At 68.8% G+C, this 22773-nt stretch carries 30 protein-coding genes; 9 read left to right on the forward strand and 21 right to left on the reverse strand.

All coding sequences use genetic code 11. The annotated features are described in order from the left end of the window. Positions 1–7: 7 nt before the first annotated feature. A complete protein-coding gene (gene fsa, locus ACFLIT_RS14250) occupies positions 8–661 on the forward strand; it encodes a fructose-6-phosphate aldolase (protein WP_479911916.1) in 654 nt (217 codons plus the stop codon). A 96-nt stretch (positions 662–757) separates the two neighbouring features. On the opposite strand, the gene ACFLIT_RS14255 is transcribed toward fsa, so the two are convergent. Then, on the reverse strand, positions 758–1834 hold the full coding sequence (locus tag ACFLIT_RS14255; RefSeq protein ID WP_479912224.1) for a 5-(carboxyamino)imidazole ribonucleotide synthase: 1077 nt from the start codon (positions 1832–1834) through the stop codon (positions 758–760). Then, positions 1831–2322, reverse strand: coding sequence for a 5-(carboxyamino)imidazole ribonucleotide mutase (gene purE, locus ACFLIT_RS14260; protein WP_479912225.1), 492 nt, complete (start codon positions 2320–2322; stop codon positions 1831–1833). The genes ACFLIT_RS14255 and purE overlap by 4 nt, the downstream gene beginning before the upstream one ends. 114 nt (positions 2323–2436) lie before the next feature. On the opposite strand from purE, the gene ACFLIT_RS14265 reads away from it, so the two are divergent. Continuing rightward, positions 2437–3153, forward strand: a complete 717-nt coding sequence (locus ACFLIT_RS14265) for a GGDEF domain-containing protein (protein ID WP_479911917.1) — start codon at positions 2437–2439, stop codon at positions 3151–3153. Here the strand turns inward: ACFLIT_RS14265 and ACFLIT_RS14270 are convergent. The 4 genes from ACFLIT_RS14270 to ACFLIT_RS14285 are packed head-to-tail and all read right to left on the reverse strand — an operon-like array spanning position 3150 to position 4988. Continuing rightward, positions 3150–3623 carry a hypothetical protein gene (locus ACFLIT_RS14270; RefSeq protein ID WP_479911918.1) on the reverse strand — a complete coding sequence of 158 codons (474 nt, stop codon included), beginning with the start codon at positions 3621–3623 and terminating at the stop codon, positions 3150–3152. The genes ACFLIT_RS14265 and ACFLIT_RS14270 overlap by 4 nt on opposite strands. Before the next feature lie 47 nt (positions 3624–3670). After that, positions 3671–3901 carry a YdcH family protein gene (locus ACFLIT_RS14275; protein WP_479911919.1) on the reverse strand — a complete coding sequence of 77 codons (231 nt, stop codon included), beginning with the start codon at positions 3899–3901 and terminating at the stop codon, positions 3671–3673. Next, complete coding sequence (locus ACFLIT_RS14280; protein WP_479911920.1) at positions 3898–4395, reverse strand: TIGR02444 family protein; 498 nt, start codon at positions 4393–4395, stop codon at positions 3898–3900. The genes ACFLIT_RS14275 and ACFLIT_RS14280 overlap by 4 nt, the downstream gene beginning before the upstream one ends. Beyond that, positions 4392–4988 carry a UbiX family flavin prenyltransferase gene (locus ACFLIT_RS14285; protein WP_479911921.1) on the reverse strand — a complete coding sequence of 199 codons (597 nt, stop codon included), beginning with the start codon at positions 4986–4988 and terminating at the stop codon, positions 4392–4394. The genes ACFLIT_RS14280 and ACFLIT_RS14285 overlap by 4 nt, the downstream gene beginning before the upstream one ends. Positions 4989–5106: 118 nt before the next feature. Between ACFLIT_RS14285 and ACFLIT_RS14290 the strand changes: the two genes are divergently transcribed. Further along, on the forward strand, positions 5107–5280 hold the full coding sequence (locus tag ACFLIT_RS14290; protein ID WP_479911922.1) for a DUF465 domain-containing protein: 174 nt from the start codon (positions 5107–5109) through the stop codon (positions 5278–5280). Between the two features lie 48 nt (positions 5281–5328). Here ACFLIT_RS14290 and ACFLIT_RS14295 read toward each other — a convergent pair whose 3' ends face one another. Next, complete coding sequence (locus tag ACFLIT_RS14295) at positions 5329–5967, reverse strand: DUF1013 domain-containing protein (RefSeq protein WP_479911923.1); 639 nt, start codon at positions 5965–5967, stop codon at positions 5329–5331. Positions 5968–6098: 131 nt separating this feature from the next. After that, entirely contained in the window at positions 6099–6818 is a 720-nt protein-coding gene (locus tag ACFLIT_RS14300; RefSeq protein ID WP_479911924.1) for a DUF72 domain-containing protein, read from the reverse strand. A gap of 128 nt (positions 6819–6946) precedes the next feature. On the opposite strand from ACFLIT_RS14300, the gene ACFLIT_RS14305 reads away from it, so the two are divergent. Further along, the gene (locus tag ACFLIT_RS14305; RefSeq protein WP_479911925.1) at positions 6947–7525 is read left to right on the forward strand and encodes a beta/gamma crystallin-related protein; all 579 of its coding nucleotides are present in this window, start codon (positions 6947–6949) and stop codon (positions 7523–7525) included. Here the strand turns inward: ACFLIT_RS14305 and ACFLIT_RS14310 are convergent. Further along, positions 7522–8511, reverse strand: a complete 990-nt coding sequence (locus tag ACFLIT_RS14310; protein ID WP_479911926.1) for an NAD(P)H-quinone oxidoreductase — start codon at positions 8509–8511, stop codon at positions 7522–7524. The two genes, ACFLIT_RS14305 and ACFLIT_RS14310, sit on opposite strands and share 4 nt — an antisense overlap. A 75-nt stretch (positions 8512–8586) precedes the next feature. Between ACFLIT_RS14310 and ACFLIT_RS14315 the strand changes: the two genes are divergently transcribed. Continuing rightward, positions 8587–8787: a DUF1192 domain-containing protein gene (locus ACFLIT_RS14315; protein WP_479911927.1), complete on the forward strand. Its 201-nt coding sequence runs from the start codon at positions 8587–8589 to the stop codon at positions 8785–8787. A gap of 125 nt (positions 8788–8912) precedes the next feature. Next, the gene (gene rcdA / locus ACFLIT_RS14320) at positions 8913–9440 is read left to right on the forward strand and encodes a protease adaptor protein RcdA (protein ID WP_479911928.1); all 528 of its coding nucleotides are present in this window, start codon (positions 8913–8915) and stop codon (positions 9438–9440) included. Positions 9441–9443: 3 nt separating this feature from the next. On the opposite strand, the gene yihA is transcribed toward rcdA, so the two are convergent. The 10 genes from yihA to ACFLIT_RS14370 form a co-directional block, all read right to left on the reverse strand. Continuing rightward, complete coding sequence (yihA, locus tag ACFLIT_RS14325) at positions 9444–10094, reverse strand: ribosome biogenesis GTP-binding protein YihA/YsxC (protein WP_479911929.1); 651 nt, start codon at positions 10092–10094, stop codon at positions 9444–9446. Then, positions 10094–11896, reverse strand: a complete 1803-nt coding sequence (gene yidC, locus ACFLIT_RS14330) for a membrane protein insertase YidC (protein WP_479911930.1) — start codon at positions 11894–11896, stop codon at positions 10094–10096. The genes yihA and yidC overlap by 1 nt, the downstream gene beginning before the upstream one ends. A 12-nt stretch (positions 11897–11908) precedes the next feature. Further along, a complete protein-coding gene (rnpA, locus tag ACFLIT_RS14335; protein ID WP_479911931.1) occupies positions 11909–12304 on the reverse strand; it encodes a ribonuclease P protein component in 396 nt (131 codons plus the stop codon). 35 nt (positions 12305–12339) lie between these two features. Continuing rightward, positions 12340–12474 carry a 50S ribosomal protein L34 gene (gene rpmH, locus ACFLIT_RS14340; RefSeq protein ID WP_479911932.1) on the reverse strand — a complete coding sequence of 45 codons (135 nt, stop codon included), beginning with the start codon at positions 12472–12474 and terminating at the stop codon, positions 12340–12342. A gap of 87 nt (positions 12475–12561) precedes the next feature. Further along, entirely contained in the window at positions 12562–13584 is a 1023-nt protein-coding gene (locus ACFLIT_RS14345; protein WP_479911933.1) for an alpha/beta hydrolase, read from the reverse strand. A 22-nt stretch (positions 13585–13606) separates the two neighbouring features. Beyond that, on the reverse strand, positions 13607–13987 hold the full coding sequence (locus tag ACFLIT_RS14350) for a hypothetical protein (RefSeq protein ID WP_479911934.1): 381 nt from the start codon (positions 13985–13987) through the stop codon (positions 13607–13609). A 34-nt stretch (positions 13988–14021) separates the two neighbouring features. Further along, positions 14022–14828 carry a DUF72 domain-containing protein gene (locus ACFLIT_RS14355; protein WP_479911935.1) on the reverse strand — a complete coding sequence of 269 codons (807 nt, stop codon included), beginning with the start codon at positions 14826–14828 and terminating at the stop codon, positions 14022–14024. Between the two features lie 131 nt (positions 14829–14959). Further along, the gene (locus tag ACFLIT_RS14360) at positions 14960–15907 is read right to left on the reverse strand and encodes a ThuA domain-containing protein (RefSeq protein ID WP_479911936.1); all 948 of its coding nucleotides are present in this window, start codon (positions 15905–15907) and stop codon (positions 14960–14962) included. 94 nt (positions 15908–16001) lie between these two features. Then, positions 16002–17675 carry a M28 family metallopeptidase gene (locus ACFLIT_RS14365; RefSeq protein ID WP_479911937.1) on the reverse strand — a complete coding sequence of 558 codons (1674 nt, stop codon included), beginning with the start codon at positions 17673–17675 and terminating at the stop codon, positions 16002–16004. Positions 17676–17721: 46 nt separating this feature from the next. Further along, positions 17722–18699 (reverse strand): threonine ammonia-lyase, encoded by a 978-nt coding sequence (locus ACFLIT_RS14370; RefSeq protein ID WP_479911938.1) that lies wholly within the window; start codon positions 18697–18699, stop codon positions 17722–17724. Positions 18700–18817: 118 nt separating this feature from the next. On the opposite strand from ACFLIT_RS14370, the gene ACFLIT_RS14375 reads away from it, so the two are divergent. The 3 genes from ACFLIT_RS14375 (at position 18818) to ACFLIT_RS14385 (ending at position 21763) form a co-directional block, all read left to right on the forward strand. Continuing rightward, positions 18818–19426: an acyloxyacyl hydrolase gene (locus ACFLIT_RS14375; RefSeq protein WP_479911939.1), complete on the forward strand. Its 609-nt coding sequence runs from the start codon at positions 18818–18820 to the stop codon at positions 19424–19426. A gap of 171 nt (positions 19427–19597) precedes the next feature. After that, complete coding sequence (locus ACFLIT_RS14380) at positions 19598–20884, forward strand: adenylosuccinate synthase (protein ID WP_479911940.1); 1287 nt, start codon at positions 19598–19600, stop codon at positions 20882–20884. Between the two features lie 78 nt (positions 20885–20962). Next, positions 20963–21763: a response regulator gene (locus ACFLIT_RS14385; protein ID WP_479911941.1), complete on the forward strand. Its 801-nt coding sequence runs from the start codon at positions 20963–20965 to the stop codon at positions 21761–21763. A 3-nt stretch (positions 21764–21766) separates the two neighbouring features. Here the strand turns inward: ACFLIT_RS14385 and ACFLIT_RS14390 are convergent, their stop codons facing one another. Both ACFLIT_RS14390 and ACFLIT_RS14395 read right to left on the reverse strand, forming a co-directional pair. Next, positions 21767–22345 carry a DsbA family protein gene (locus tag ACFLIT_RS14390; protein WP_479912226.1) on the reverse strand — a complete coding sequence of 193 codons (579 nt, stop codon included), beginning with the start codon at positions 22343–22345 and terminating at the stop codon, positions 21767–21769. A gap of 122 nt (positions 22346–22467) precedes the next feature. Next, the gene (locus ACFLIT_RS14395) at positions 22468–22713 is read right to left on the reverse strand and encodes a hypothetical protein (RefSeq protein ID WP_479911942.1); all 246 of its coding nucleotides are present in this window, start codon (positions 22711–22713) and stop codon (positions 22468–22470) included. Between the last annotated feature and the right edge of the window lie 60 nt (positions 22714–22773).

The raw sequence follows: 22773 nt of genomic DNA on the forward strand, positions 1-22773 counted from the left end.
GGCCCACATGCAAATCTTCCTCGACACCACCGACGTCGCCGTCCTGCGGGACTTCCAAGCCACCGGCCTCGTCGATGGCGTGACCACCAACCCATCGCTGATCGCCAAGTCGGGCCGGCCGATCCTCGAAGTGATCGCCGAAATCTGCGACATCTGTCCCGGTCCGATCTCGGCCGAGGTGGCCGCCATGGACGTCGACGGCATGCTGGCCGAGGGCCGAAAACTCGCCGCCATCGCACCCAATGTCGTGGTCAAGCTGCCGCTGACCAAGGCCGGTCTGATCGCCTGCGGCGAGTTCTCCCGCGAGGGCGTGGCCACCAACGTGACCCTCTGCTTCTCGGCCTCGCAGGCCCTGCTCGCCGCCAAGGCCGGCGCCAGCTACATCTCGCCCTTCATCGGCCGTCTGGACGACCATGGCGCCGAGGGCATGGAACTGATCCGCGAGATCCGCGCCATCTACGACAACTACGGCTTCGACACCGAGATCCTGGCCGCCTCGATCCGCACGCCGCAGCACGTGGCCCTGGCCGCCATCGCCGGCGCCGACTGCGCGACCATCCCGCCGTCGACCTTCGACGCGATGTTCAAGCACCCCCTGACCGACAAGGGTCTGGAGGCCTTCATGAAGGACTGGGCGGGTACGGGTCAGTCGATCCTGTAGCGGACTGAACCTCGACCTTCCGAAAGCCGCCGGGGCCGTGCTCCGGCGGCTTTTTCATGCGCGGCCGACCCGAGCATGAAGCCGTCCAGGTCGGGCTTACAGCGGGGTGAGCCGGTTCACATGCCCCATCTTGCGGCCCGGCGCCGCGTGGCGCTTGCCGTAGAGGTGGAGGCGCACGCCCGGCTCGGCGGCGAGGTCGGCCCAGGCGTCGGCTTCGCTGCCGAGCAGATTGGTCATCTCCGTGCGGGCCAAGGCCGTGGTCGGCCCCAGCGGCCAGCCGGCGACGGCGCGGATGTGCTGCTCGAACTGGTCGGTCAGGCAGCCATCCTGCGTCCAATGGCCGGTATTGTGAACGCGTGGGGCGATCTCGTTGACCAACAGGTCGCCGTTTGCGAGCTCGAAGAGTTCGACGGCGAGGACGCCGACGTAGTCGAGGCCTTCGAGGATGCATCCGGCGATGTCCTGTGCCGCTTCCTCGGTCTCGGGCGAGACGGCGGCGGGGGCCAGGGTGCGGCGCAGGACGCCGTTCTCGTGGTGGTTCTCGCCGAGCGGAAAGGCGGCGACGGCGCCGTCGCGGCCACGGGCGGCGACCACAGACAACTCGCGCACGAAGGCGGCGGGCGCCTCCAGGATGCACGGCGCGCCGAGCGCCTCGAAGACGGCGGCGGCCTCCGCCGCGTCACGGATCCAGCGCTGGCCCTTGCCGTCGTAGCCGTCGCGGCGTGTCTTCAGCAGGCAGGGGACGCCGACGCGGGCGACCGCTTCTTCGCATTCGGCCGCCGAGCCGACGGCCTCGAAACCGACGGTGGAGACGCCGACGCTGTTGATGAAGCTCTTCTCCTCGATCCGATCCTGGGCGACCGCCAAGGCCATGGCGCCGGGCGCGACCACCGCGCCGAGTCCGGCCAGCATATCGACCACCCGAGCCGGGACGTTTTCGAACTCGAAGGTGACCACGTCGCTGACCTTGGCCAGGGCGGCCAGGGCGTCGGGATCGTCGTAGGGGGCGACGAAGGTGGTCTTGGCCACCCGGCTGGCCGGGGAGTCCTCGTCGGGCGTGAGCACGGCGACGTCGAGGCCGAGGCGGGCGGCCGCCAGGGCCAGCATGCGGCCGAGCTGGCCGCCGCCGAGGATGCCGATGGTCGAGCCCGGCGGCAGCGGAAAGCTCATCAGTCTTCCACCGTCTCGGCGACGGCGTCGGTCTGTTTGGCGGCGTAGGCCGTCACGCGCTCGGCCAGGGCGTCGTCGCCCAGGGCTAGGATGCGGGCGGCGAGGATGCCGGCGTTCTTGGCGCCGGCCGCGCCCACGGCCAGGGTGGCCACCGGAATGCCGCCGGGCATCTGGACGATGGACAGCAGGCTGTCGAGCCCGTTCTGCAGTTTGGATTCGACCGGCACGCCGAGCACCGGCAGGTCGGTCATGGAGGCGGTCATGCCCGGAAGGTGGGCGGCCCCGCCGGCGCCGGCGATGATCACCTTCACCCCCGCGGCCCTCGCCCCTTTCGCGAAGGCGTACATGCGATCCGGCGTGCGGTGGGCCGAGACCACCTTGGCGTCGTAAGCCACGCCGAGCGCGTCCAGCGCATCGGCGGCGTGCTTCATCGTCGGCCAGTCCGAGCGGCTGCCCATGATGATGGCGACCGGCGGCGTTCCCGTAGGCATGCATATATCCCCAACTCCGGGGCAGGCCCGGAAGGGCGCGGAGTATAGGGACGGGCTTTGCGCCCGCAACCGCGGGCGGGTAGATTCTGGTTAACGGGGATTCGGAGCGTTTCCTTGAAGATCGGCGGGGCTCGCAGCGAAGCATTTTCGGCCATACGCCGGCGCGCCTTGGCGCGCGCCGGCGCCGAGGCCGCATCCCAGACCAAGGCGCCGGACAAGGCGGCCTTCCTCGGGCTCGGCGAGGCGGACCTGACGCCGCCCGTGCGGGCCGCCGTCCAGACCCTGCTGACCGAGGTCGATGACCTGCGCGGCGAGGTCGGGCGCCTGAAGGCGCAGCTTTCCGAGATGGCGGGGCTGGCCGACCGCGACGCCCTGACGCCGCTGCTCAACCGCCGCGCCTTCATGCGCGAACTGCGGCGGGTGCAGACCTTCGCCCGCCGCTACGGCTCGCCGGCCAGCCTCGTCTACTTCGACCTCGACGGCTTCAAGGCGGTGAACGACCGCTACGGCCATGCGGCCGGAGACGCGGCGCTGAAGGAAGTCGCTCGGCGTCTGGTCGACAATGTGCGCGAGTCCGATGTGGTGGCGCGGATCGGCGGCGACGAGTTCGCCGTGCTGCTGGTGCAGGCCGACCTGCCGACCGCCGAGGCCAAGGCGGCCCATCTCGCCGAGGCCATCGAGGGGCGGCCGGTATTCTTCGGCCAGTGGTCGGCGCCGCTGCACGTTTCCTGGGGCGTGCGGCAGATTCCGGACGAGGCCGATCCCGAGGTCGTGCTTTCGGAAACCGACGCGGCGATGTTCGTCCGCAAGCGCGGTCGGGCGGCCGGCTAGCGCCTGGGCTTGCGCCCTTGGCCCAATGCCGCCCCGCCGGCCCCGCCAGCGCAAACGCACACAAGGCTCGTCATCAGGAATTTCTGGCTTTCGTGCAGGAGCACGACGAGCAGGACGATGAGGCCCAGACCAACCGCGACGCTGAGGAGGCCGCAGGCCATCGCGTAGGCCTGCACGGAATAGATTCGTGCTCGCGAAAAGCCGATGTCCACCAATACGAACACCGGCAGACAGATCGCCGATGCGGAGGCGATGACCGCCGGCATTAGCGTCGGGATGGGCGAAAGGTCGCCTATGGCGCGCCCCAGCATGATCGAAAGCAGAATGGCCAACGCCACGGCCAGGGCGCAGCCGACGGCGACGCCGGCCAAGGCCAGCAGATAGGGGGTCAGGAGGCGGCGTGCGCGGCGGCGGGGCTCCGCTGTCGTCAGGAAGATCTGAGGCGGAGAGGCGCGTTGGCCGAACGACATGCCTCGTCGTTACGACGGCGCGGTAAGCAAGCTGTGTTCGGGAACGGTTAAGCGATGATATCGGGCGTCAGCAGGGCCGCGAGGCGCACGATCTCGTCACGCAGCGCCAGCTTCTTCTTCTTCAGCCGGGCGATCTGCAACTGGTCCGAGGTCGGGGTGGCGGCCAGGGCCTCGATGGCCGCGTCGAGGTCGGTATGCTCCTGGCGCAGTTCGGCCAGGCGCGCGGATTGCACCAGTTCGACGGCCAGGCCGTCTGTCGGCGGATCGTGATCGTTCATGAGCTTGCACCCGGGGCGTCCGCCCGAGGGGCGCCCGCGCCGGCAGCATAGACCGGATTCGTAATCGCGGCGTTGAGGGCGGCGACCGATTGGGGCGGCGGCGGGGCGCGCCACAAGGTCGCGGCGTCGGACAGGGTGACGCGGCCCAGGCCCGGCGGCAGGGCCGCGAGGCTTTCCAGCAGCAGGCGCTCGGCGGACAGCTCCAGTTGCTTCAGCTTGTCGCGCAGGGCGGCGCGGCGATCGCTGTCGATACAGGCCCAGTCGGGCTTCAGGTCGCGGCGCGCGGCGCGCAGCGGTGCGGCGACCTTGGCCTCCCAGGCTTCGGCCAGGGCGACGCCGGCGGAAAGGTCGAGCGGGCGGCCCTCCGCCTCCCCCCAGGCGGCCCACAGCAGGTAGCAGACGTTCACGCCGTGCCGGTCCTGCAGGGCGAGGCACGCGGCCTCGACGCCGGGGCGCGGATAGGCGGCCAGGACCCAGGGCCAGAGGTCGGTCAAATGCTGGTTCCGAGGGCTTCGAGATCCTCGCCCCAGCGACGCACAGGACGCCAGGAGAGGCCGAAGAGGTCGAGGGCGCGGCCGACCGACTGGTCGACCATCTCCTCTAGGCTGGAGGGTTGGGCGTAGAAGGCGGGCAGCGGCGGAGCGATCACGGCGCCCATCTCGGCGAGGCGGACCATGGTGCGCAGGTGCCCGAGATGCAGCGGCGTTTCCCGAACCATCAGCACCAGCGGGCGGCGCTCCTTCAGGGCGACATCGGCGGCCCGGGTCAGCAGGGAGGAGGTCACGCCGGTGGCGATCTCGCTCATCGTCCGCACCGAGCATGGAGCGACGATCATGCCGAGCGTGCGGAAGGAGCCGGAGGCCGGCGGGGCGCCGATCTCGCCGACCCGGTGGACGACATCGGCCTTGGCGTTGACGTCGGCGGGCGCGAGGCTGGTTTCCTGCGAAAGGGTCAGCAGGGCGGCCTTGGACAGGATCAGATGGCTCTCGACGCCGAGGTCACGGCAGGCGTCCAGCGCGCGCAGGCCATAGACGATCCCGGAGGCGCCCGAGATTCCGATCACCAGTCTGGGCTTGGCCTCGGCCATGCTCGCCTTTCGCACAAACGGCGCCGGAAATCGGGCGGCCGACTGCAATCATATGTGATCTGACAGCCGCAGCCAGCGGGTGTTCACTTCGCTCGCAGTCGCAAAGGAGACGACCCTCATGGCTATCGAATCCCGTATCCGCGAACTCGGCGCCCGCCACCAGACGCTTGACCGCGCGATCCAGGACGAAGTCGCCCGCCCGGCGGCGGACGATACGAAGCTCAAGGAGCTGAAACTTCGAAAGCTGCGGCTGAAGGAGGAGATCGAGGGCCTCCGAGCACGAATGCACTGAAGGCTCAGGGCCTCCCCCTTCGGGACAAAGGGGGAGGCCTTTTCATTTCTACTCTTCGTCGTCGACGTAACCGGCGGTCGCCTCGGCGACGCCAGCGTCGGAGGCCGGGCGCAGGGTGTCGCCATCCGGCAGGATGCCCTTCTTGGCGTCCGACTTGGCCTTCTTCTCGGCCGCCACCTTCACCAGGGCGTCGAGCTCCAATTGGCTGACGAGGCCCAGCGTCACCGGATCGACCGGCTTGATGTTGGTCTTGTTCCAGTGGGTGCCGTTGCGAACCATTTCGATGGTCGACTTGGTGGTGCCCAGCAGCTTGGAGATCTGGGCGTCGGTCACTTCCGGGTGGTTGCGCACGAACCAGGCGATGGCGTCGGGGCGATCCTGACGGCGCGAGACCGGGGTGTAGCGGGGAGCCTTCTTGGTCGGCTTCAGCAGCTCGGCGTGACGGCTCTTCTGGGCGACCATACGATAGGCCGGGTCGTTGTTGGCCTTGTCCAGTTCCTCGCGGGTCAGCTGGCCGTTGGCGATCGGGTCGGCGCCGCGGATGTCGCGCGCCACTTCGCCGTCGGCGATGCCGCGGATTTCCAGCGGGTGCAGGCCGCAGAAGTCGGCGATCTGCTCGAAGGTGAGCGAGGTGTTGTCCACGAGCCAGACGGCGGTCGCCTTGGGCATCAGGATTTGGTCGGCCATTCTCGTTCTCCGGGGAGGTTCAGGCTTCCGACGCCTGGCTCCAGAAACAGCGGCGCCCGGCCTTTCGGCCGGGCGGGTCATCGTTATCGATATAGGGCGGTTCCCGCCGAAAGGGAACGATTTTGACGCTTCTACGCCGTCAGGGCCGCCAGAAGAGCCTGCGCATCGCGTGGCGCCGCCCCTCCGATATCGTTGTCGAAATAGGCGAAGGCCGATCGCTTGGACGCAGAGATGCGGCCGGCGAGCTGTTCGATTTCCGTGGAGGCGTATCGGCCGCGATAGTCGCCGTCCGGGCCATGGCCGCGCCAGTATACGAAGCTGGCCGGCGTCTCCCACGGCGCGGGCGCGTCGTGATGGTCGCTGATCGCCATGGCCACGTCGTGATCCGCTAGCAGGGCGAGTACCGGCGGCGCGTACCAACTCGGGTGGCGGAACTCGACGACGCAGCGGCGATTCTTCGGCAGCCAGGACAGGAAGCGCCCGAGCCGCTCGTCGTCCCGGTGCAGCATCGGCGGCAATTGGAACAGCGCCGGCCCTTCGACGTCGCCGAGAGGGGCCATGCGGCCGAACACCAGGGCGACGGAATCCTCGCAGTCCTTCAGCTTCTTGTTGTGCGTGATGTAGCGGCTGGCCTTCCATGCGAATAGGAAGCCGGCCGGGGCGGCGTCGCGCCAGCCCGCCACGGCCGCCTCGCTGGGCAGGCGATAGAAACTGCCGTTGATCTCCACTGTGTCGAAGCGCTCGGCGTAGCAGGCGAACCAGCGCTTGGCGGGCAGATGTTGCGGATAGAAGTCGCACCGCCAGTGCTTGTAGACCCAGCCGGAGCAGCCGATGCGAGGGGCCGTGACCATGCGGCCGAAACGCCCCCGTCCGGTCCGGGTTCAGCGACAACCTTCGTTCAGCCGTCCTTCACATTGCAAGGACGAACCTTCGGCATAAGGTTCACCCGCCCTGAAGGCGGGGCAGCTGGGAGGAAGACATGTTTCTGACGATCGGCGCCGCAGCCGCGGCCATGCTGCTTCAAGGCCCCTACTATGGCGGGGGCGTGCAACAACAACCCGGCGGCGACTATCAACGCAGTTGCCGCGACCTGCAGATCAACGGTGGACAGATGACCGCCACCTGCAACGACCGCTCCGGCCGGCCTCGCCGGACCACCATCCCCCTGATCCCTTGCGCGGGCTATCCGATCGGCAACGACAACGGCGTGCTGGTCTGCGGCCGCGTGCGCGGCGACGACCGTCCCGGCGGCGGTCCCGGTGGTCCGGGCGGCCCAGGCGGTCCCGGCGGCCCGGGTTGGGGCGGCGGTCGCTCCTCGATCACCGTCTACGAGGCCGCCGACTATCGGGGCCGTTCGCAGACCTTCAACGGCGAGGTCGCCAACCTGGCGCCGACGCGTTTCAACGATGTCATCAGTTCGTTCCAGGTGCGCGGCCGCTGGCAGCTGTGCTCCGACGCCAATTTCCGGGGCCGTTGCGTGGTCTACGATCGCGACCAGCGGGACCTGGGCCTCGAAAGGTTCAACGACCAGATCTCGTCGATGCGCCCCGCCTACTAGGTGGTCAGCACGACCTTCCCCACCACCGTTCCGGCCTCCAGGGCCGCATGGGCGGCGGCGGCTTCGGCCAGGGGGAAGGCGCGGTCGATGCGGGGCTTGAACAGGCCCTGCTCGATCCAAGGCCAGACGACGCGCCTCACCTCGGCGGTGAGGCGCGCCTTTTCGTCGGCGCTGCGCGGACGCAGGACCGAGCCTGTGATCGTCGCGTGTTTGCGCATCAGGGCCATGACCGGGACGCTGACGGCGTCGCCGCCTTGCGCCGCGATGTAGACGATGCGGCCGCCCGTCTTCAGGGCGGCGAGATTAGCGTCGAAATAGGGCGCGCCCACCATGTCCAGCACCACGTCAACGCCGCCGAAGGCGACGGCCGCGGCGGCGAAGTCGTCGGCCGAGGCGTCGATGGCGAGATCGGCCCCAAGACGACGGGCGGCTTCGGCCTTTTCGACTCCGCGCGCGGTGGCGATCACCCGGGCGCCGGCGGCCTTGGCCATCTGGATCGCCGTCGTCCCGATGCCGGACGTCGCGCCGTGCACCAACAAGGTCTGGCCGGCGGCCAGGCGTCCGCCTTCGAAGACGTTGGCGTAGACGGTGAACACCGTCTCCGGCAGGGCGGCGGCCTCGGCGAAGCTAAGGTCGGCCGGGATGGGCAGGCAGTGGCGAGCATCGACCGCCGCGTACTCGGCGTAGCCGCCGCCGCCCAGCAGTGCGCAGACCCGGTCGCCCACCGCCCATTCGCCGGCGGCGCGGATCACCTCGCCGGCGACCTCCAGCCCGAGCGTCTCCGGAGCGCCGGGCGGCGGTGGATAGACGCCCCTGCGCTGCAGGATGTCCGGCCGGTTCACCCCGGCGGCCTGGACGTGGATCAGAACCTGGCCCTCGGCGGGTGTCGGAACCCGCGTCTGCACGGGCTGCAAGGCTTCGGCCCGACCCTTGCCGCCTTCGATGGCGATGGCGGTCATCGATTCAGGTGTGGAAGGGGTGTGCATGCAATGCCTCGCAGACTTGCGCTGGCTCTGAGCTAGGCGTCAGATGGCCGAAAGGGAAGGGACACGGAGAGCCCCATGTCGGATGAACCGAGCGAGCCGCGGTCGTTCCGGGGCAAGGCCTTGCTCGACGCCTCGCGCGAGGATCTGGAACTCTACGGCGTTGGAGAGTTGGAAGAGCGCATCGCCCTGCTGGAGGGTGAAATCGCTCGGTGCCAGGCGCAGATCGAGCGCAAGCGAGCTGGGAGGGCGGCGGCGGATGCGTTGTTCGGTCGTTAAGCCTACCTTTGTATTAAATTGTCACATCGGTTGACCCGAGGACGTCGCCGGTTGGCACGTGGGTTGCAGCCGAGCGTGGATGCGGGGGTGTTTTTCCCGCGCCCGCGTCAAGCTTGGGGTGTTCGATGAGTGAATTCGCAGCGTCGGCGGCGCCGACTGGCGCCTGGCGTGCCGCGATCGTGCAGGATTTCGCACGCTCGGAGCTGTTCGACCGCACCTTCCAAGAAGGCATGGAGCTGGTGGAGGAGTGCGCCGGCTATCTGGACGGGCCGGGCCGCCAGGATTCCAAGCTGCTGTCGCGCAACGCCGCCCTGGCCTATGCGGCCGAAAGCATGCGCCTGACCACGCGCCTGATGCAGGTGGCCTCCTGGTTGCTGGTGCAGCGCGCGGTGCGCGAGGGGGACATGCAGCCCGCCGCGGCCTGCGATGACCGCTATCGCATCGGCGTCGAGGCCGTCTCGGCCGAGGGGGGCGACCTGACCGAGCTGCCGGGCGGCCTGCTCGAGCTGCTCGATCGCTCGGAACGCCTCTATGAGCGCGTCCGCCACCTCGACAAGCGCATGTACCTGCAGGTGGACGCCGACCCGGAAGCGCCGCACCCGGTGCTGTCCCAGTTCGACCGCCTGAACGCGGCGTTCGGGGCGCGGGCCTAAGCCCTAGATCGCGTCGATGCCGCAGGCGGCGGCGATCTCGGCCCGCAGTTCGGCCAGGCCATCGCCCTTTTCCGACGAGGTGAGCGCCACGCGCGGATAGGCGGCGGGGCGCTTGCGGATGGCTTCGGCGGTCTTGGCCTGCATGGCCTCGGCTTCCGACGGCTTCAGCTTGTCGGCCTTGGTCAGCACGATCTGATAGGAGACGGCGGCGACGTCGAAGGCGTCGAGCGCCTCCTTGTCGACATCCTTCAGGCCATGGCGGGCGTCGATCAGCAGATAGGCCCGCTTCAGGTTGGGCCGGCCGCGCAGGTAGTCGCGGCCGAGGTTCTGGAAGCGCTTGACCTCGCCCTTGCCGGCGCGGGCGAAGCCGTAGCCAGGCAGGTCGACCAGCCGCAGCTTCTCGTCGAGCAGGAAGAAGTTCACCTCGCGGGTGCGGCCCGGCTCGTTGGAGGCGCGAGCCAGATACTTCTGGCCCACGAGGCCGTTGATCAGGCTGGACTTGCCGACGTTGGAGCGGCCGGCGAAGGCCACCTCCGGAAGGTCGCCCGGCGGGAGGCCGTCGATGCTGACCGCGCCCATGATGAACGTCGCCGGCCGGGCGAACAGCACCCGGGCGGTCTCCAGCTCTTCGTCTGAGAAGAGCGGGTCGCTCATCAGGCGGCGGCCTTCTTGCCGGTGAAGCGGGCGATGATGTTGTCGATCGGGTTGTCGACTTTCAGCCGGTGCATGATCACGTACTGCTGCAGGATCGAGAGCACGTTGTTCCAGGTCCAGTAGATGATCAGGCCGACCGCGAAGGGGGCCATGATGAAAGTGAACATGATCGGCATCAGCTGGAAGATGCGCTGCTGCGTGGGATCCGGCGCCGGCGGGTTCATGGCCGTGGTCAGCCACATGCTGAAGCCATAGAGGATCACCCAGGGGCCGAGGTGCAGCGGGCCGTTGAGGAAGCCGCCGAGCAGCGGGATCGAGGCCGGATCGTAAGGGATGGCGCCGAACAGGTTCCAGATCGAGATCGGGTCGCGCGACGACAGGTCCTGAATCCAGCCGAAGAACGGCGCGTGACGCATTTCGATGGTGACGGTCAGCACCTTGTACAGCGAATAGAAGACCGGAATCTGGATCAGCAGCGGCAGGCAGCCCATGAACGGGTTGACCTTCTCGCGCTGATACAGGGCCATGATCTCCTGCTGCTGCTTGGCGGGGTCGTCCTTGTGCTGCTTGCGCAGCTCTTCCATCGGGCCGGAGAGCTTCTTCATCTTCGACATCGACTCGTAGCTCTTGTTCGCGAGCGGGAAGAAGATGACCTTGACCGTCACGGTCAGCAGCAGGATGGCGACGCCAAAGTTGCCGACGTGTTGGAAGAAGAAGTCCAGGAGCAGGAAGATCGGACGAGTGATGAAGAAGAACATGCCCCAGTCGACGGCGTCGTCGAAGCGGTCGACGCCCTGGGTCTTGGCGTAGTCCTTCAGCAGCGGCACGGTCTTGGCGCCGGCGAACAGGCGGGTGGTCTGGCTCACCGTGGCGCCCGGCGCGACGGCCTGGGCCGGGCCGACGAAGTTGGTGTCGTAGACGTCGACGCCGCCGGCCTCGGTGACGCGGAACTGGCCTTTGACCTTCTCGCCGTTGGCGGGGATCAGGGCGGCCAGCCAATACTTGTCGGTGATCCCGATCCAGCCGCCGGTGGAGTCGAAGGTTTTCGGCGTCGCCGCATCCTTCTTCCACTCCTTGTATTTTTCCTGCTGCAGCTTGCCGTCGAAGACGCCGATGGCGCCCTCGTGAACGATCTGGGTCTTGCCCAGGTCGGCCGGGAGGCCCTGGCGCTGGACCGAGGCGTAGGGGGCCAGCGTCACCGGCTGACCACCGGCGTTACGGACCTGGTCGGTGACCGTGAACATGAACTTGTCGTCCACGGCGATGTTGCGCGTGAACACCAGGCCCTGGCCGTTGTCGTAGGTGAGGGTGACCGGGCGGCCCGGGGCCAGGGTCGCGCCCTGGGCCAGGGTCCACACCGTCTGCGGGCCGGGCAGGCCGGGCACGTTGGCGCCGGCCCAGCCGAAATCGGCGAACCAGGCGTGCTCGGCGCCTTCTGGACGCAGCAACTCGACCGGCGGCGACTTGGGGTCGACGGTGATCCGGTAGCGGTTCATGAACAGGTCGTCGATGCGCGCGCCGCGCAGGGAGATCGAGCCGGTCAGGGCGGGCGTGGCCACCGGCACGCGCGGACTGGCGGCGCGGGCCGCCTCGCGGGTGGGCTTCAGCGGAGCCACCGTCGCGCCGGCTACGCCGGGAGCCTGGCCGGGCTGGACCGTGCTGGCGGCCGCCGCCTGCTGGGCGCGCAGTTCGGCCTGCTTGCGCTTGGCCTGGGGCTCAAGCACGAACATCTGGTAGCCGATCAGGATGACCACCGCGCAGATGATGAACACGATCGTGTTGCGGTTGGATTCGTTGTTCATGACAGGGGTCGTCTAACCGGCAGGAGGAACGGCTTCGGAAACGAAGCCAGGGGCCGCGAGATCGGCGGCGAGGCTTATCAGCGTGCTTTTCATATCGTCAAGCAGACGCGCCCAGGGACGAGTGGTCACACCGCCGCGGGCGATGAACACATAGTCGCAGCCGGGGCGGGCATGAAGGGGCGCCATCTGGCGGGCGGCCTCGCGCAGGCGGCGCTTGGCGCGGTTGCGCACCACGGCGCCGCCGATCTTCTTCGTCGCGGTGAAGCCGATGTTGATGGTGGGGTCGCCATCGCGGCGGGCGCGGCCCTGGGCCAGCACGGCCCCACGGGCGCAGGCGTGCGCCTTGGCGGCCGCGAGGAACTGCGGCCTGACGCGCATGCGTTCGATTTTAGGCGTATCCGGCGCCATCGCTGATGATCGGCGCCGGCGGAAAGCGCCGGCCTTTAGGCCGAGAGGCGCTTGCGGCCCTTGGCGCGGCGACGGGCGATGACCTTGGCGCCGTTCTTGGTGGCCATACGGGCGCGCCAACCGTGGCGGCGTGCACGCACGAGACGCGAGGGTTGGAAGGTGCGCTTCACGATCAGGCTCCGAATTCAAAGGACTCGCTCCCCCGAAGCAGGGGCGCGAAATCGAGGCGCGGTGGATAGGGGAGAAGGCTCGGCCTGTCAACGCCTAGTCGGCTCGGCGGCCAGCTCAGCGATCTCACGCACGGCGGCCTCGGCGGCGGGGACGACCCCGGCGAACATCGCGAAGCCATGGGCGAGGTTGTCGTAACAGCGGAAGGTGACGGGAACGCCGGCCTCGATCAGGCGGCGAGCGTAGGTCAACGGCTGATCGCCGGTCGGGTCGAAGCCGGCCTGGACGATTAGGGCGGGGGCCAGGCCCGAGAGGTCCCCGGCGCGCAGGGGCGAGCCGCGCGGGTCGGCGGGATCAGCCTCGGGGCCGAGATACTGGGCGACGAAGGCGGCGACATCGGCCTTCGACAGCGGCCAGGCGTCGGCGTAGGTCGCCAGGGCGGCGCCCTCGCCGCCCATGTCGAGCAGAGGATAGATCAGCAGCTGCCGCGCGGGCTGCGGCTCGCCGGCCGTCTTGAGGGCGAGGCAGGCCGCCGCCGCGAAGCCGCCGCCGAGGGAGTCGCCGCCCACGGCGATGTCGGAGGCCGCGTAGCGATGCAGGTTGTCGCGCGCCCAGCGGACGGCGGCGAGGAAGTCCTCGAAGCCGGCGGGGAAGCGATGCTCCGGCGCCAGACGGTAGTCGACGGAGAGCACCGGCCCGCGCGCGGCGAGCGCCAGGCGGGCGCAGAGGGCGTCGGAGGTCTCCAGGCTACCGGCGACGCCGCCCATGTGGGCGAAGACCAGCAGCGACGCGGCGGGATCGGGCGAGGGCGGCCGATAGAGACGCAAAGGCAGGAGGCCGCCGGGACCTTCGATCTCGAGGGATTCAAGCGTCACCGAGGGTGGGACCGAGGCGGTCGCGACACCTTGCAGCGCGCGTGTGTGGAGGCGCATTTCCTCAAGCGGCATGCCGCTGGTCGGCCGGCTGCGTGAAGCGGCGGCGAGGTACTGCAGGCGCGGGTCGAGGGTGCGGCCGCCGCGCCAGACGGGACGACCGCCGCTGATCGCCCGCAGGATGGGCGTCGGCAGCGACAGCAGGGCCTTCAGGCCGGTCTTGCGCAGGTCGAGGGGCAAAGCGGAGCCAGGATAGCGGGTTCTAGCCGGTGGGACGATTGCAGCCGGCGACGCATTGGCCGAAGCCGCCGGAGCAGTCTTCGTTGGCGTCGCCGGCGGCGAGACAGAAGTAGTAGTTCTGGGCGCAGGCGGTGCGGCAGAGCGGCGGCTCGCGCGTCGGCAGCATCGACATCAGCGGCGTCGGCGCGGCCGGCGGCGGTGGCAGGGGCTGAACGGTGGCGACCCGCGTCGAACGCTCAGCGGTGGTTTCCGTGGGGGGCGGGGCGTCGAGCGCCCGAACGCCGGGCGTCGAAGCGCCAGGCGTTTGCGCGCCGCGCAAGGCGGGGGCGGTCGCGCTGGTCTGGGCGCCGGCGGATCCGGCGATCAGGGCGACGATCAGCGACAGGGCGAGCCAAGGGCGCATGAGCGCAGCCTCGCGCCGGGGCGTTAAGACCGCGTTAACCCTGTTTTTCCACCGCCTGCATGAAGGCCTGGGCGGCGTGCGGCGCGCGAACCTTGCCCTCGTGGATGAAGTAGACGAAGGCGTCGCGCGCCGCCTTTTCGGGCTTGTGGCCGGGGTCGGCCTTCTGCGGGCCATCCGGCTCGCCGCCGGCGGCGAAGGTCTTGAACTGACGTGCGAAGGCGTCGATCTGCGCGGGCGGATAGGCCGTCGGCACATCGTCCGAGCCGGTCTGCAGGCGGGCGTAGACGAAGTCGGCGGTGACGTCGGCGATCTCGGGATACTTCTCGTGCACCGCCCAGCAGACAGCCACGCCATGCTTGCGCAGCAGGGCGGCGAAGGCGGGATCGACGAAGCTGTCGTGACGCACCTCGACCACGTGGCGCATGGCGTGGCCGCCGATGCGCTTGGGCAGAAGGTCCAGGAAGCCGCCGAAGTCGGCCTCGTCGAACTTCTTGGTGTTGGCGAACTGCCAGAGGATCGGCCCGAGCTTCGGCCCCAGCTCCATCAGCCCCTGATCGAGGAACTTGGCGACCGACTCCCCGGCCTCGGCCAGCACGCGGCGATTGGTGGCGAACCGCGAGGCCTTCACCGAGAAGACGAAATCGTCGGGCGTCTCGTCGCGCCACTTCTTCCAGGTGTCCGGTTTGAAGGCGGAGTAGTAGGTGCCGTTGATCTCGATGGTCGGGATCTGCCGGCTCATGTAGGCCAGTTCGTCCTTCTGCTTGACCGTGTCGGGGTAGAACACGCCCCGCCAAGGCTCGAAGGTCCAGCCGCCGCAACCGGCGCGGATGGTTCCGGTCATCTGAGATCTCCGCTCCTGCCGCCTGGCGCGGCCTTCATTGGAACAGCGCTAGCCGAGGATCACGACACTTTCGGTCGCGCCTCGGCGCTGACCGCCGGGCTGAACGCCTGGCGGTCATGACGCTCCGACCCTTAGCCGGCCACCTTGCAGTTGAAGGGCTCGGCGCCCGCAGCCAGCTTGATGCCGGCCAGGATGTGATCCTGCATCTGCTTGTCCGCCCAGGCCGCCTTCGGGTGGCCGAGGCCGGTGTAGACCGCGCGGCCGCCGTCGTAATCGTGGCACCAGACGATCGGATGGTCGCCCATCTTGCCGCCGGCCGGGTTGTAGGTGGTCTCGTCGACGCTGGCGATCACGTGGACCTTCGGGCGCGGGTTGTCGATAAAGCCGTACCACTCGTCGGCGCGGGTGACCTCCGGACCCCAGCCGGCCACCATCGGCGAGCTCTGGTCCTCGATCTTCATCTTGGCCGACTCCCACGAGGTGGTCTTGATGCCCGGCATGGCGGCGGTGCTGTCGGCGTCGGCCGGCGCGTCGGCCAGCTTGCCGGCCACCACCGCCACGTTCGGCGGCAGGTTGGCGAGCGGGCCGCTCATCGGACTGTCGGTATAGATTTTCGCCAGGGTGTGGCCCTTGAAGGCGCCGCCCACCAGGTCGCGATACCAGGGCCAGTCCTTGTTCAGGGAGCCCATGTCGGCCGCGGCGTGGATGCCCATGTAGCCGCCGCCGCCCTTGATGTAGCCTTCCAGCGCCGAACGCTGGGCCGCCTCGGGCAGCACGTCGCCGGTGGTGCTGAGGAAGACGATCGCCTTGTACTTGGCGAGGTTCTCAGGGGTGAAGGCGGCGGGATCGACGGTGTCGTCGACCGTGAAGTTGTTGGCCGCGCCCAGGGCCTTGATGGCCGCGACGCCGTCCACGATCGAGGGGTGCACGAAGCCCTTGGTGGCGTGGAAGACCAGCACCGAGCCGATCGGGGCCGCGGCCTCGGCGGCGGGCTTGGCGGCGTCCTCGGACTTGCCGCACGATGCGACGCCGGCGGCCATCGCAATGGCGGCGAAAGCGCCCAGAGTGGTCAATTTCATGATCGTCTCCTCCTTGAAAGGCCCCTCTGTGAGGGCTCGCTCTAATGAGGCGATGGGAGCGCCATCGCCTCACCGGTGACTGAATTTCGCAGGATTACCGGCGGTCGGCCGCCGACGCGTCGCGGGCGGCCTTGAACTCGCTGCCGTCCTTCCAGCCCGGCCATTCGCGCGAATTGGCGAGCTGCCGACCGAGGTCGTAGCTCATGTCCATGATCTGGATCTCACCGCTGAAATCGAGGTCAGGTCGCCATTCGTCGGACGGCTGGTGGTAGTTGTTGGCGTCGAAGGCGTCTTTCCACCTCTTGCCGGCCTCGACGCCGCCGTTGACGAGGTCCTCGCCGGATTCCAGCGAGATGGCGGGCACGCCGCGCTTGGCGAGCGGGAAGTGGTCCGAGCGGTAGAACAGGCCGGCCTCCGGCCGCGCGTCCGGCGCGAAGCCGAGGTTGTGGCGCTTGCCGGCCTCGATCAGATCGTCCTGCAGGGTCGAGCCCGAGTCGCCCGAGATGCTGAAGTTCTTCATCGGCCCGGCGGCGGCGAACATGTCGAGGTTAAAGGCGGCCACCGTCTTGGACAGCGGATAGAGCGGGTTCGAGGCGTAGTATTCGGTGCCCAGCAGGCCGCGTTCCTCGGCGGTCACCGCCAGGAACAGCAGGGAGCGCTCGGTGCGGGGGGCCGCGGCGAAGGCCCGGCCCATCTCGATGATGGCGGCGATGCCCGAGGCGTTGTCGAGGGCGCCGTTGTAGATCGTGTCGCCCTTGGCGTCGGCGGGGCCGATCCCAAGGTGGTCCCAGTGCCCTGAATAGACCACGAACTCATCGGGGTGCTTCGTGCCCGGCAGCACGCCAGCGATGTTCTTCGAGACGATCTTGGTCGCATCGACGTCATAGGCCGCCGAGAAGCTGACGCCGTTCAGGGCGATGGGCTTGAAAGCCTTGGTGCGGGCCTGAGCCTTGGCGGCCTCGAAGTCGAGCCCCGCCTTCTTGAACAGGTCGACGGTCAGGTCGCGGTGAATCCAGCCCTCGACCGGCGCGTGGCTGGCCTTGGGGTTCTGGCGGATGATGTCGAAGATGTCCTCGGTGTTGGAGCCCTTCACGGTGGCCCAGCCGTAGGCGGCCGGGGCGGTCTCGTGGATGACCAGGAAGCCGACGGCGCCCTGGCGGGCGGCCTCTTCGAACTTGTAGGTCCAGCGGCCGTAGTAGGTCATCGCCTTGCCGCCGAAGTCGCCTTCCCCGCCCTCGAAGTCGGGGTCGTTGACCAGCACCAGGGCGATCTTGCCCTTGAGGTCCGCGCCCTTGAAATCGTCCCAGCCGCGCTCGGGCGCCTTCACGCCGTAGCCGACGAAGACGACGGGCGCATTGGCCACCGAAACGTGGGTCTCGCCGGTGGCGCTGGCGCGCAGGGCGATCTGCTCGCCCTGGATCAGGTTGGTGGTCCGGCCGCTGGCGGTGAAGCTCGACTTCACGGGGCCCTTGAACACGAAGCGGGCCAGGGGGACATCCTGCGTCCAGGCGCGCTGGCCATCGGGTTGCAGGTCGCCACCGGGCTGCAGGCCGGCCGCCTTCATCTGCCCGACGATGTAGTCGACGGTCTTGGTCTCGCCCTCGCTGGCGGGGGCGCGGCCCTGGAAGTCGTCGGAGCCGAGGACCTTCACATGCTCGGAGATGCGCGCGGCGTCGAACTTCGGCGCCTCGGCCTTTTGCGAGTTCGGGGCGCAGCCGGCGAGGGATGCGGCGATCAGGGCGCCGGCGAGCAGGGCGGGTTTCAGCAAGACGGTTATCCAGACGAACTATTTCCCGTCCGGACCGTAGACCCGCTTAAGCGGCGCCCGCAAGGATGCGCGAGAACACCGCCGGATCGACGTTGCCGCCCGATAGCACCACCGCGACGGGGCCGTCTCCCACCGGGATCTTGCCGGCCAGCAGCGCCGCCAGGCCCGCCGCGCCGCCCGGTTCGACGACCAGCTTCAAGGTGTTGAAAGCCGTGCGCACGGCCTCCTCGACCTCGGCGTCGGTGACCACCGCCACGCCAGCGAGACGCTCGCGGATCACGGGCAGAGTGAACTTGCCCAGGGTCGGCGGCTGCAAGGCGTCGCAGATCGAGCGGGCTCCGGGCGCGTTGCCTTGAGGCTCGCCGGTCTGGAGGGTGCGGGCGATGTCGTCGAAGCCCTCCGGCTCCACGCCCCACACCTTGGTCGCCGGGGCCACGCCCTGCACGGCGATGGCGACGCCGCTGACCAGGCCGCCGCCGCCCAGCGGCGTGACCACGGTCGCCGGGATCGCCCCCAGCGCCGCGGCTTGGCGCATCAGTTCCAGCCCCAGCGTGCCCTGGCCGGCCATGACGTCGGGATCGTCGTAAGGCGGCACGGTGACCGCGCCGCGCTCGGCCGAGATGCGACGGGCGATGGCCTCGCGATCCTCGGTGTAGCGGTCGTAGGTGATCACCTCGGCGCCGTAGCCGCGCGTGGCGGCGATCTTGGCGGCCGGGGCGTCGGCGGGCATGACGATCACCGCCGGGGCGCCCAGCATGCGGGCGGCCAGGGCCACCCCTTGGGCGTGATTGCCGGAGGAGAAGGCGACCACGCCGCGAGCCTTTTCCGCGTCGCTCAGTTGCGAGATGCGATTGTAAGCGCCGCGAAACTTGAAGGCGCCAACGCGCTGCAGGGTTTCGGGCTTGATCAGCAGGCGGGCGCCGATGCGCTCGCTCAGCGCCGGGGCCTCGAGCAGGGGGGTCTCGACGGCATGGCCGGCCAGGCGCGCGGCGGCGGCTTCGACATCTGCGAGAGTGACGGTCATGTCCCCAACCTAGAGCTTGGGCGGCTCTTCACCAACCGCGCGGATCACGCCATAGAAAACATTAGGGACTGTTCCGGAATAATCCGATCACACGATTACCTGCTGGGGGCCTTCGGGCATGAAGAAAGCTTTGTTCGCCGCGGTGGCCTTGGCCGCCGTGAGCTTCTCGGGCGCGGCCATGGCCGGCGAAGTGTTCATCGGCGCGATGAAGCACGACGTGACTTTCATCGGTAAAGCCGTGGGCCTGGGCGCCGCCGGCCGCGAGGACGGCGTCGATCTGCACCTGGGCGTGCGCAGCGAGCGCATCGACGCGCTCAGCGCTATCGGCCGGCCGTCGGTCCACGCCTTCGTTTCGATCAACAGCGAAGACACCAGCAACTTCGTCGCCACCGGCTTCAACTGGCCGCTCGATATCGGCGCTCAGGGCGGCTTTTACATCCGGCCCGGCATCGGCCTGGCCTACACCGACGGTGAGACGGGGCTGCCGCCGGTCAACGAGCCGGGCATCAGCCAGGCCGAGATTGACCGTCGCCTGGTGCTCTACAACACCCGCATCGATTTCGGCTCCAAGGTGCTGTTCGAGCCGGAGTTCGCGCTGGGCTACAAGCTGACCGAAACGACCTCGCTCGAGCTGTCCTACACCCACCTGTCGAACGGGCAGATTTTCCACAAGGGCAAGAACCAGGGCCTCGACGACGTCGGCCTGCGGGTGAACGTCAAGTTCTAAGGTTTCTCGAAAACCGGGTTCACGAAACGGCCGCTCTCCGCTAAGGGGGCGGCCGTCTTTTTGCGGCGCCCAGCGGGGCGTGTGCATCCTGCGGCGCCTCGAGGCGCGTTCTGGGGTCGAGTCCTGTCGAAGGGCCCCAGGATCGAACCGGCAGGTGAGGAGGGCTACCCGATGGCCAACGTCACCGTGGTCGGCGCCCAGTGGGGCGACGAGGGCAAGGGCAAGATCGTCGATTGGCTGAGCAACCGCGCCGACGTTGTCGTGCGGTTCCAGGGCGGCCACAACGCCGGCCATACGCTGGTGGTCGGCAACACCGTCTACAAGCTGAGCCTGCTGCCGTCCGGCGTGGTGCAGGGCAAGCGCTCGATCATCGGCAACGGCGTCGTCGTCGATCCCTGGGCGCTGCTGGCCGAGATCGGCCGCATCGAGGCTCAGGGCCTGACTATTGATCCGCAACTGCTGGGCCTCGCCGACAACGCCAGCCTGATCCTGCCGCTGCACCGCGACCTCGACCAGGCGCGCGAGGCCGCCGCCCTGAAGAAGATCGGCACCACCGGCCGCGGCATCGGCCCGGCCTATGAGGACAAGGTCGGTCGCCGGGCGATCCGCGTGGCGGACCTGCTGGACTGGGGCGCCGTCGAGGCGAAGATCGAGCGCCTGCTGGCCCACCATGAGCCGCTGCGTCGCGGCCTAGGCTTGCCGGAGTTCGACGGCGCCGGGCTACTGGCCGAGCTGAAGGAGGTCGCCCCGAAAATCCTGCCCTACGCCGTGCCGGCATGGCGTGAGCTCGACAACGTTTCGAAGGCGGGCAAGCGCATCCTGTTCGAAGGCGCGCAAGGCGCTCTGCTGGACATCGACCACGGCACCTATCCCTACGTGACCTCGTCCAACACCGTCGCCGGCCAGGCCGCCGCCGGCTCGGGCATGGGGCCGCACGGGGCCGGCTATGTGCTGGGCATCGTCAAGGCCTACACCACCCGCGTGGGCGAAGGCCCGTTCCCGACCGAGTTGAACGACGCCGACGGCAAGCGCCTGGGCGAGCGGGGCCATGAGTTCGGCACCGTCACCGGCCGTCCGCGCCGCTGCGGCTGGTTCGACGCGGTGCTGGTGCGCCAGTCGCGGGCGATCAACGGCATCGCCGGCATCGCCCTGACCAAGCTCGACGTGCTCGACGGCTTCAAGACGCTGAAAATCTGCGTCGGCTACCAGGTCGGCGACAGGGTGCTCGACCACTTCCCCGCCGGCCTGCGCGACCAGCAGGCGGCGACGCCGATCTATGAGGAGATGGAAGGTTGGAGCGAAAGCACCGCGGGCGCCCGCAGCTTCCGCGACCTGCCGGCGGCGGCGGTGAAGTATGTGCGACGTATCGAGGAGCTGATCGAGGCGCCGGCGGCCCTGGTGTCGACCAGCCCCGAGCGCGACGACACCATCCTGATGCGCGATCCCTTCCAGGATTGATCGAGCGACGGTCGCTGAGAACGCGATCTTTACCATCCCTGAGCTAGGCATGCCCTCTGACTTCCGGAGGAACGCCTGGTGTTCGCCAACGCACCGCAGCTGCGCGCCAAGATCATTCAGCGCATGCAACGGGTTCTGATCGTGGACAGCCAGACGGCTTCGGCTCGTCTGATGAGCGAGACCCTGCGGGCCGCCGGCCCGATGGAAGTGGTCATGGTTTCGGATATCCAGCGGGGCTTGGCCGCCGCGCGGACGATGGAGCCGCAGGTGATCTTCGTCGAGCACCCGAGCACGGGCGTCGATGGCTATACCTTCACCCGCCAGCTGCGCCGCGGCGACAGCGACGCCCGCAAGGCGCCGGTGATCATGGTCACCGGCGAGGCCACCGCCGCCGCCATCCTGACGGCGCGTGACGCCGGTGTGCACGAGTTCCTGCGCAAGCCCTTCACCATCAAGGACGTCGAGCGCCGCATCGAGGCGGTGCTCCTGCGTCCGCGCGATTGGATCGAAGGCGTCAACTACGTCGGCCCGGACCGTCGCCGCTTCAACTCCGCCGACTACGGCGGTCCGCGCAAGCGCCGGGGCGACGCCCGCCAGAGCGAAGCCGCCAACCAGTTGCAGCAGGCGCTTCAGATCGTGCGCGCAGCGGCCCTAGGCTTCGAGAGCGATCCCAAGCAGGCGCGCCGCGCCATCGACGCCCAGCTTCTGGCCCTGAAGCCCCTGGTCGGCGTTTATCCGGCCATGGCCGCTCCGCTGGTGGCCCTGGAGTGCTGGGAGCTGGAGTGTCCCGAGGACAACGATTTCGCGCGCGATGAGCTGAAGCGTCGCGCCGAGGCGATGATGCCGTTCATGCCGCCGGAGCAGACCCGGGCGGCCTGAAGGCTACTGGGCAGTCTGGATCGCCTTGTCGAACTGGTCCGCCGTCGGCAAGCCTTCGAAGACCTTCTTGCCGTTGATGAAGAAGGTCGGCGTGTTGCCCACGCCATCCTTGGCGGCCTGCTCGCTGCGCGCGTTGAGGGTGATCAAGCTTTGATCATTGGAGACGCAGGAGGTGAATTGCGCTTCGCTCATACCGCTGGCCCTGGCGATCTCCAACAACCCGCCTCGCACATCGCCTGATTGGTAGATCGAGGACTGAGCGCGGAAGATCTGCTCGATGATCGGGAAGTACTTATCCTTGCCCGCGCAGCGGGCCATCAGGAACCCCGCCGCCGCCAGCGACACCTCGTTGCCGCCCCCGACCAACACCTCGCGGAAGACATAGCGCGCCTTGCCGGTGTCGACATACTTGGCCTTGAAGCCCGGGAAGACCTCATTGCTGAACTGGGCGCAGAAGGGGCAGCCGACCGAGGCGTATTCGACGACCGTGATCTTGGCCTTGGGATCGCCCAGGCTCATCTCGCTGTCGGTCGCGGCGGGGGTGATCTTCTGGCAAGCGGCGACGCTCAGGGCGGCGAGCATCGCCAAGGCCGCAATCGATCGGCGCAACACGTTCATGGCCCCCCGAGGCGTTGTCGGGACGACGTTCAGCGCGCCCCGTGTCGCGAGAAACAGAGCACAGGGCCGGCGCTTGTCAATCGGCGTCAGGAATGGGCCAAAGCCGGAAGACGCTCGGGAATCGCGCTGTGAGCTACGGTGGCGGGGGCCGGGCGGCGGCTGCGCGGGGGAGCGGGCGCGTGGCCGTGAGTCCCGGGAAGGCACAGGCTGACGAACGCCGCCCCAACGGCCAGCAGCGGCAGGCCCGCTATCGCCGCGATCCGTATGTCCTTGCGCTGATTGGCATCGATAATGGCCGCGGCGTTCGCCGACAGGGTCTCATATTCGCGCATGTGTCCGCTTCCGGCTCCGCCCGGCCTCAGGATGCAAGTTCCGCGCCTACCCGCAGGCGC

The organism is Caulobacter sp. HJHS_5 (assembly GCF_056683955.1).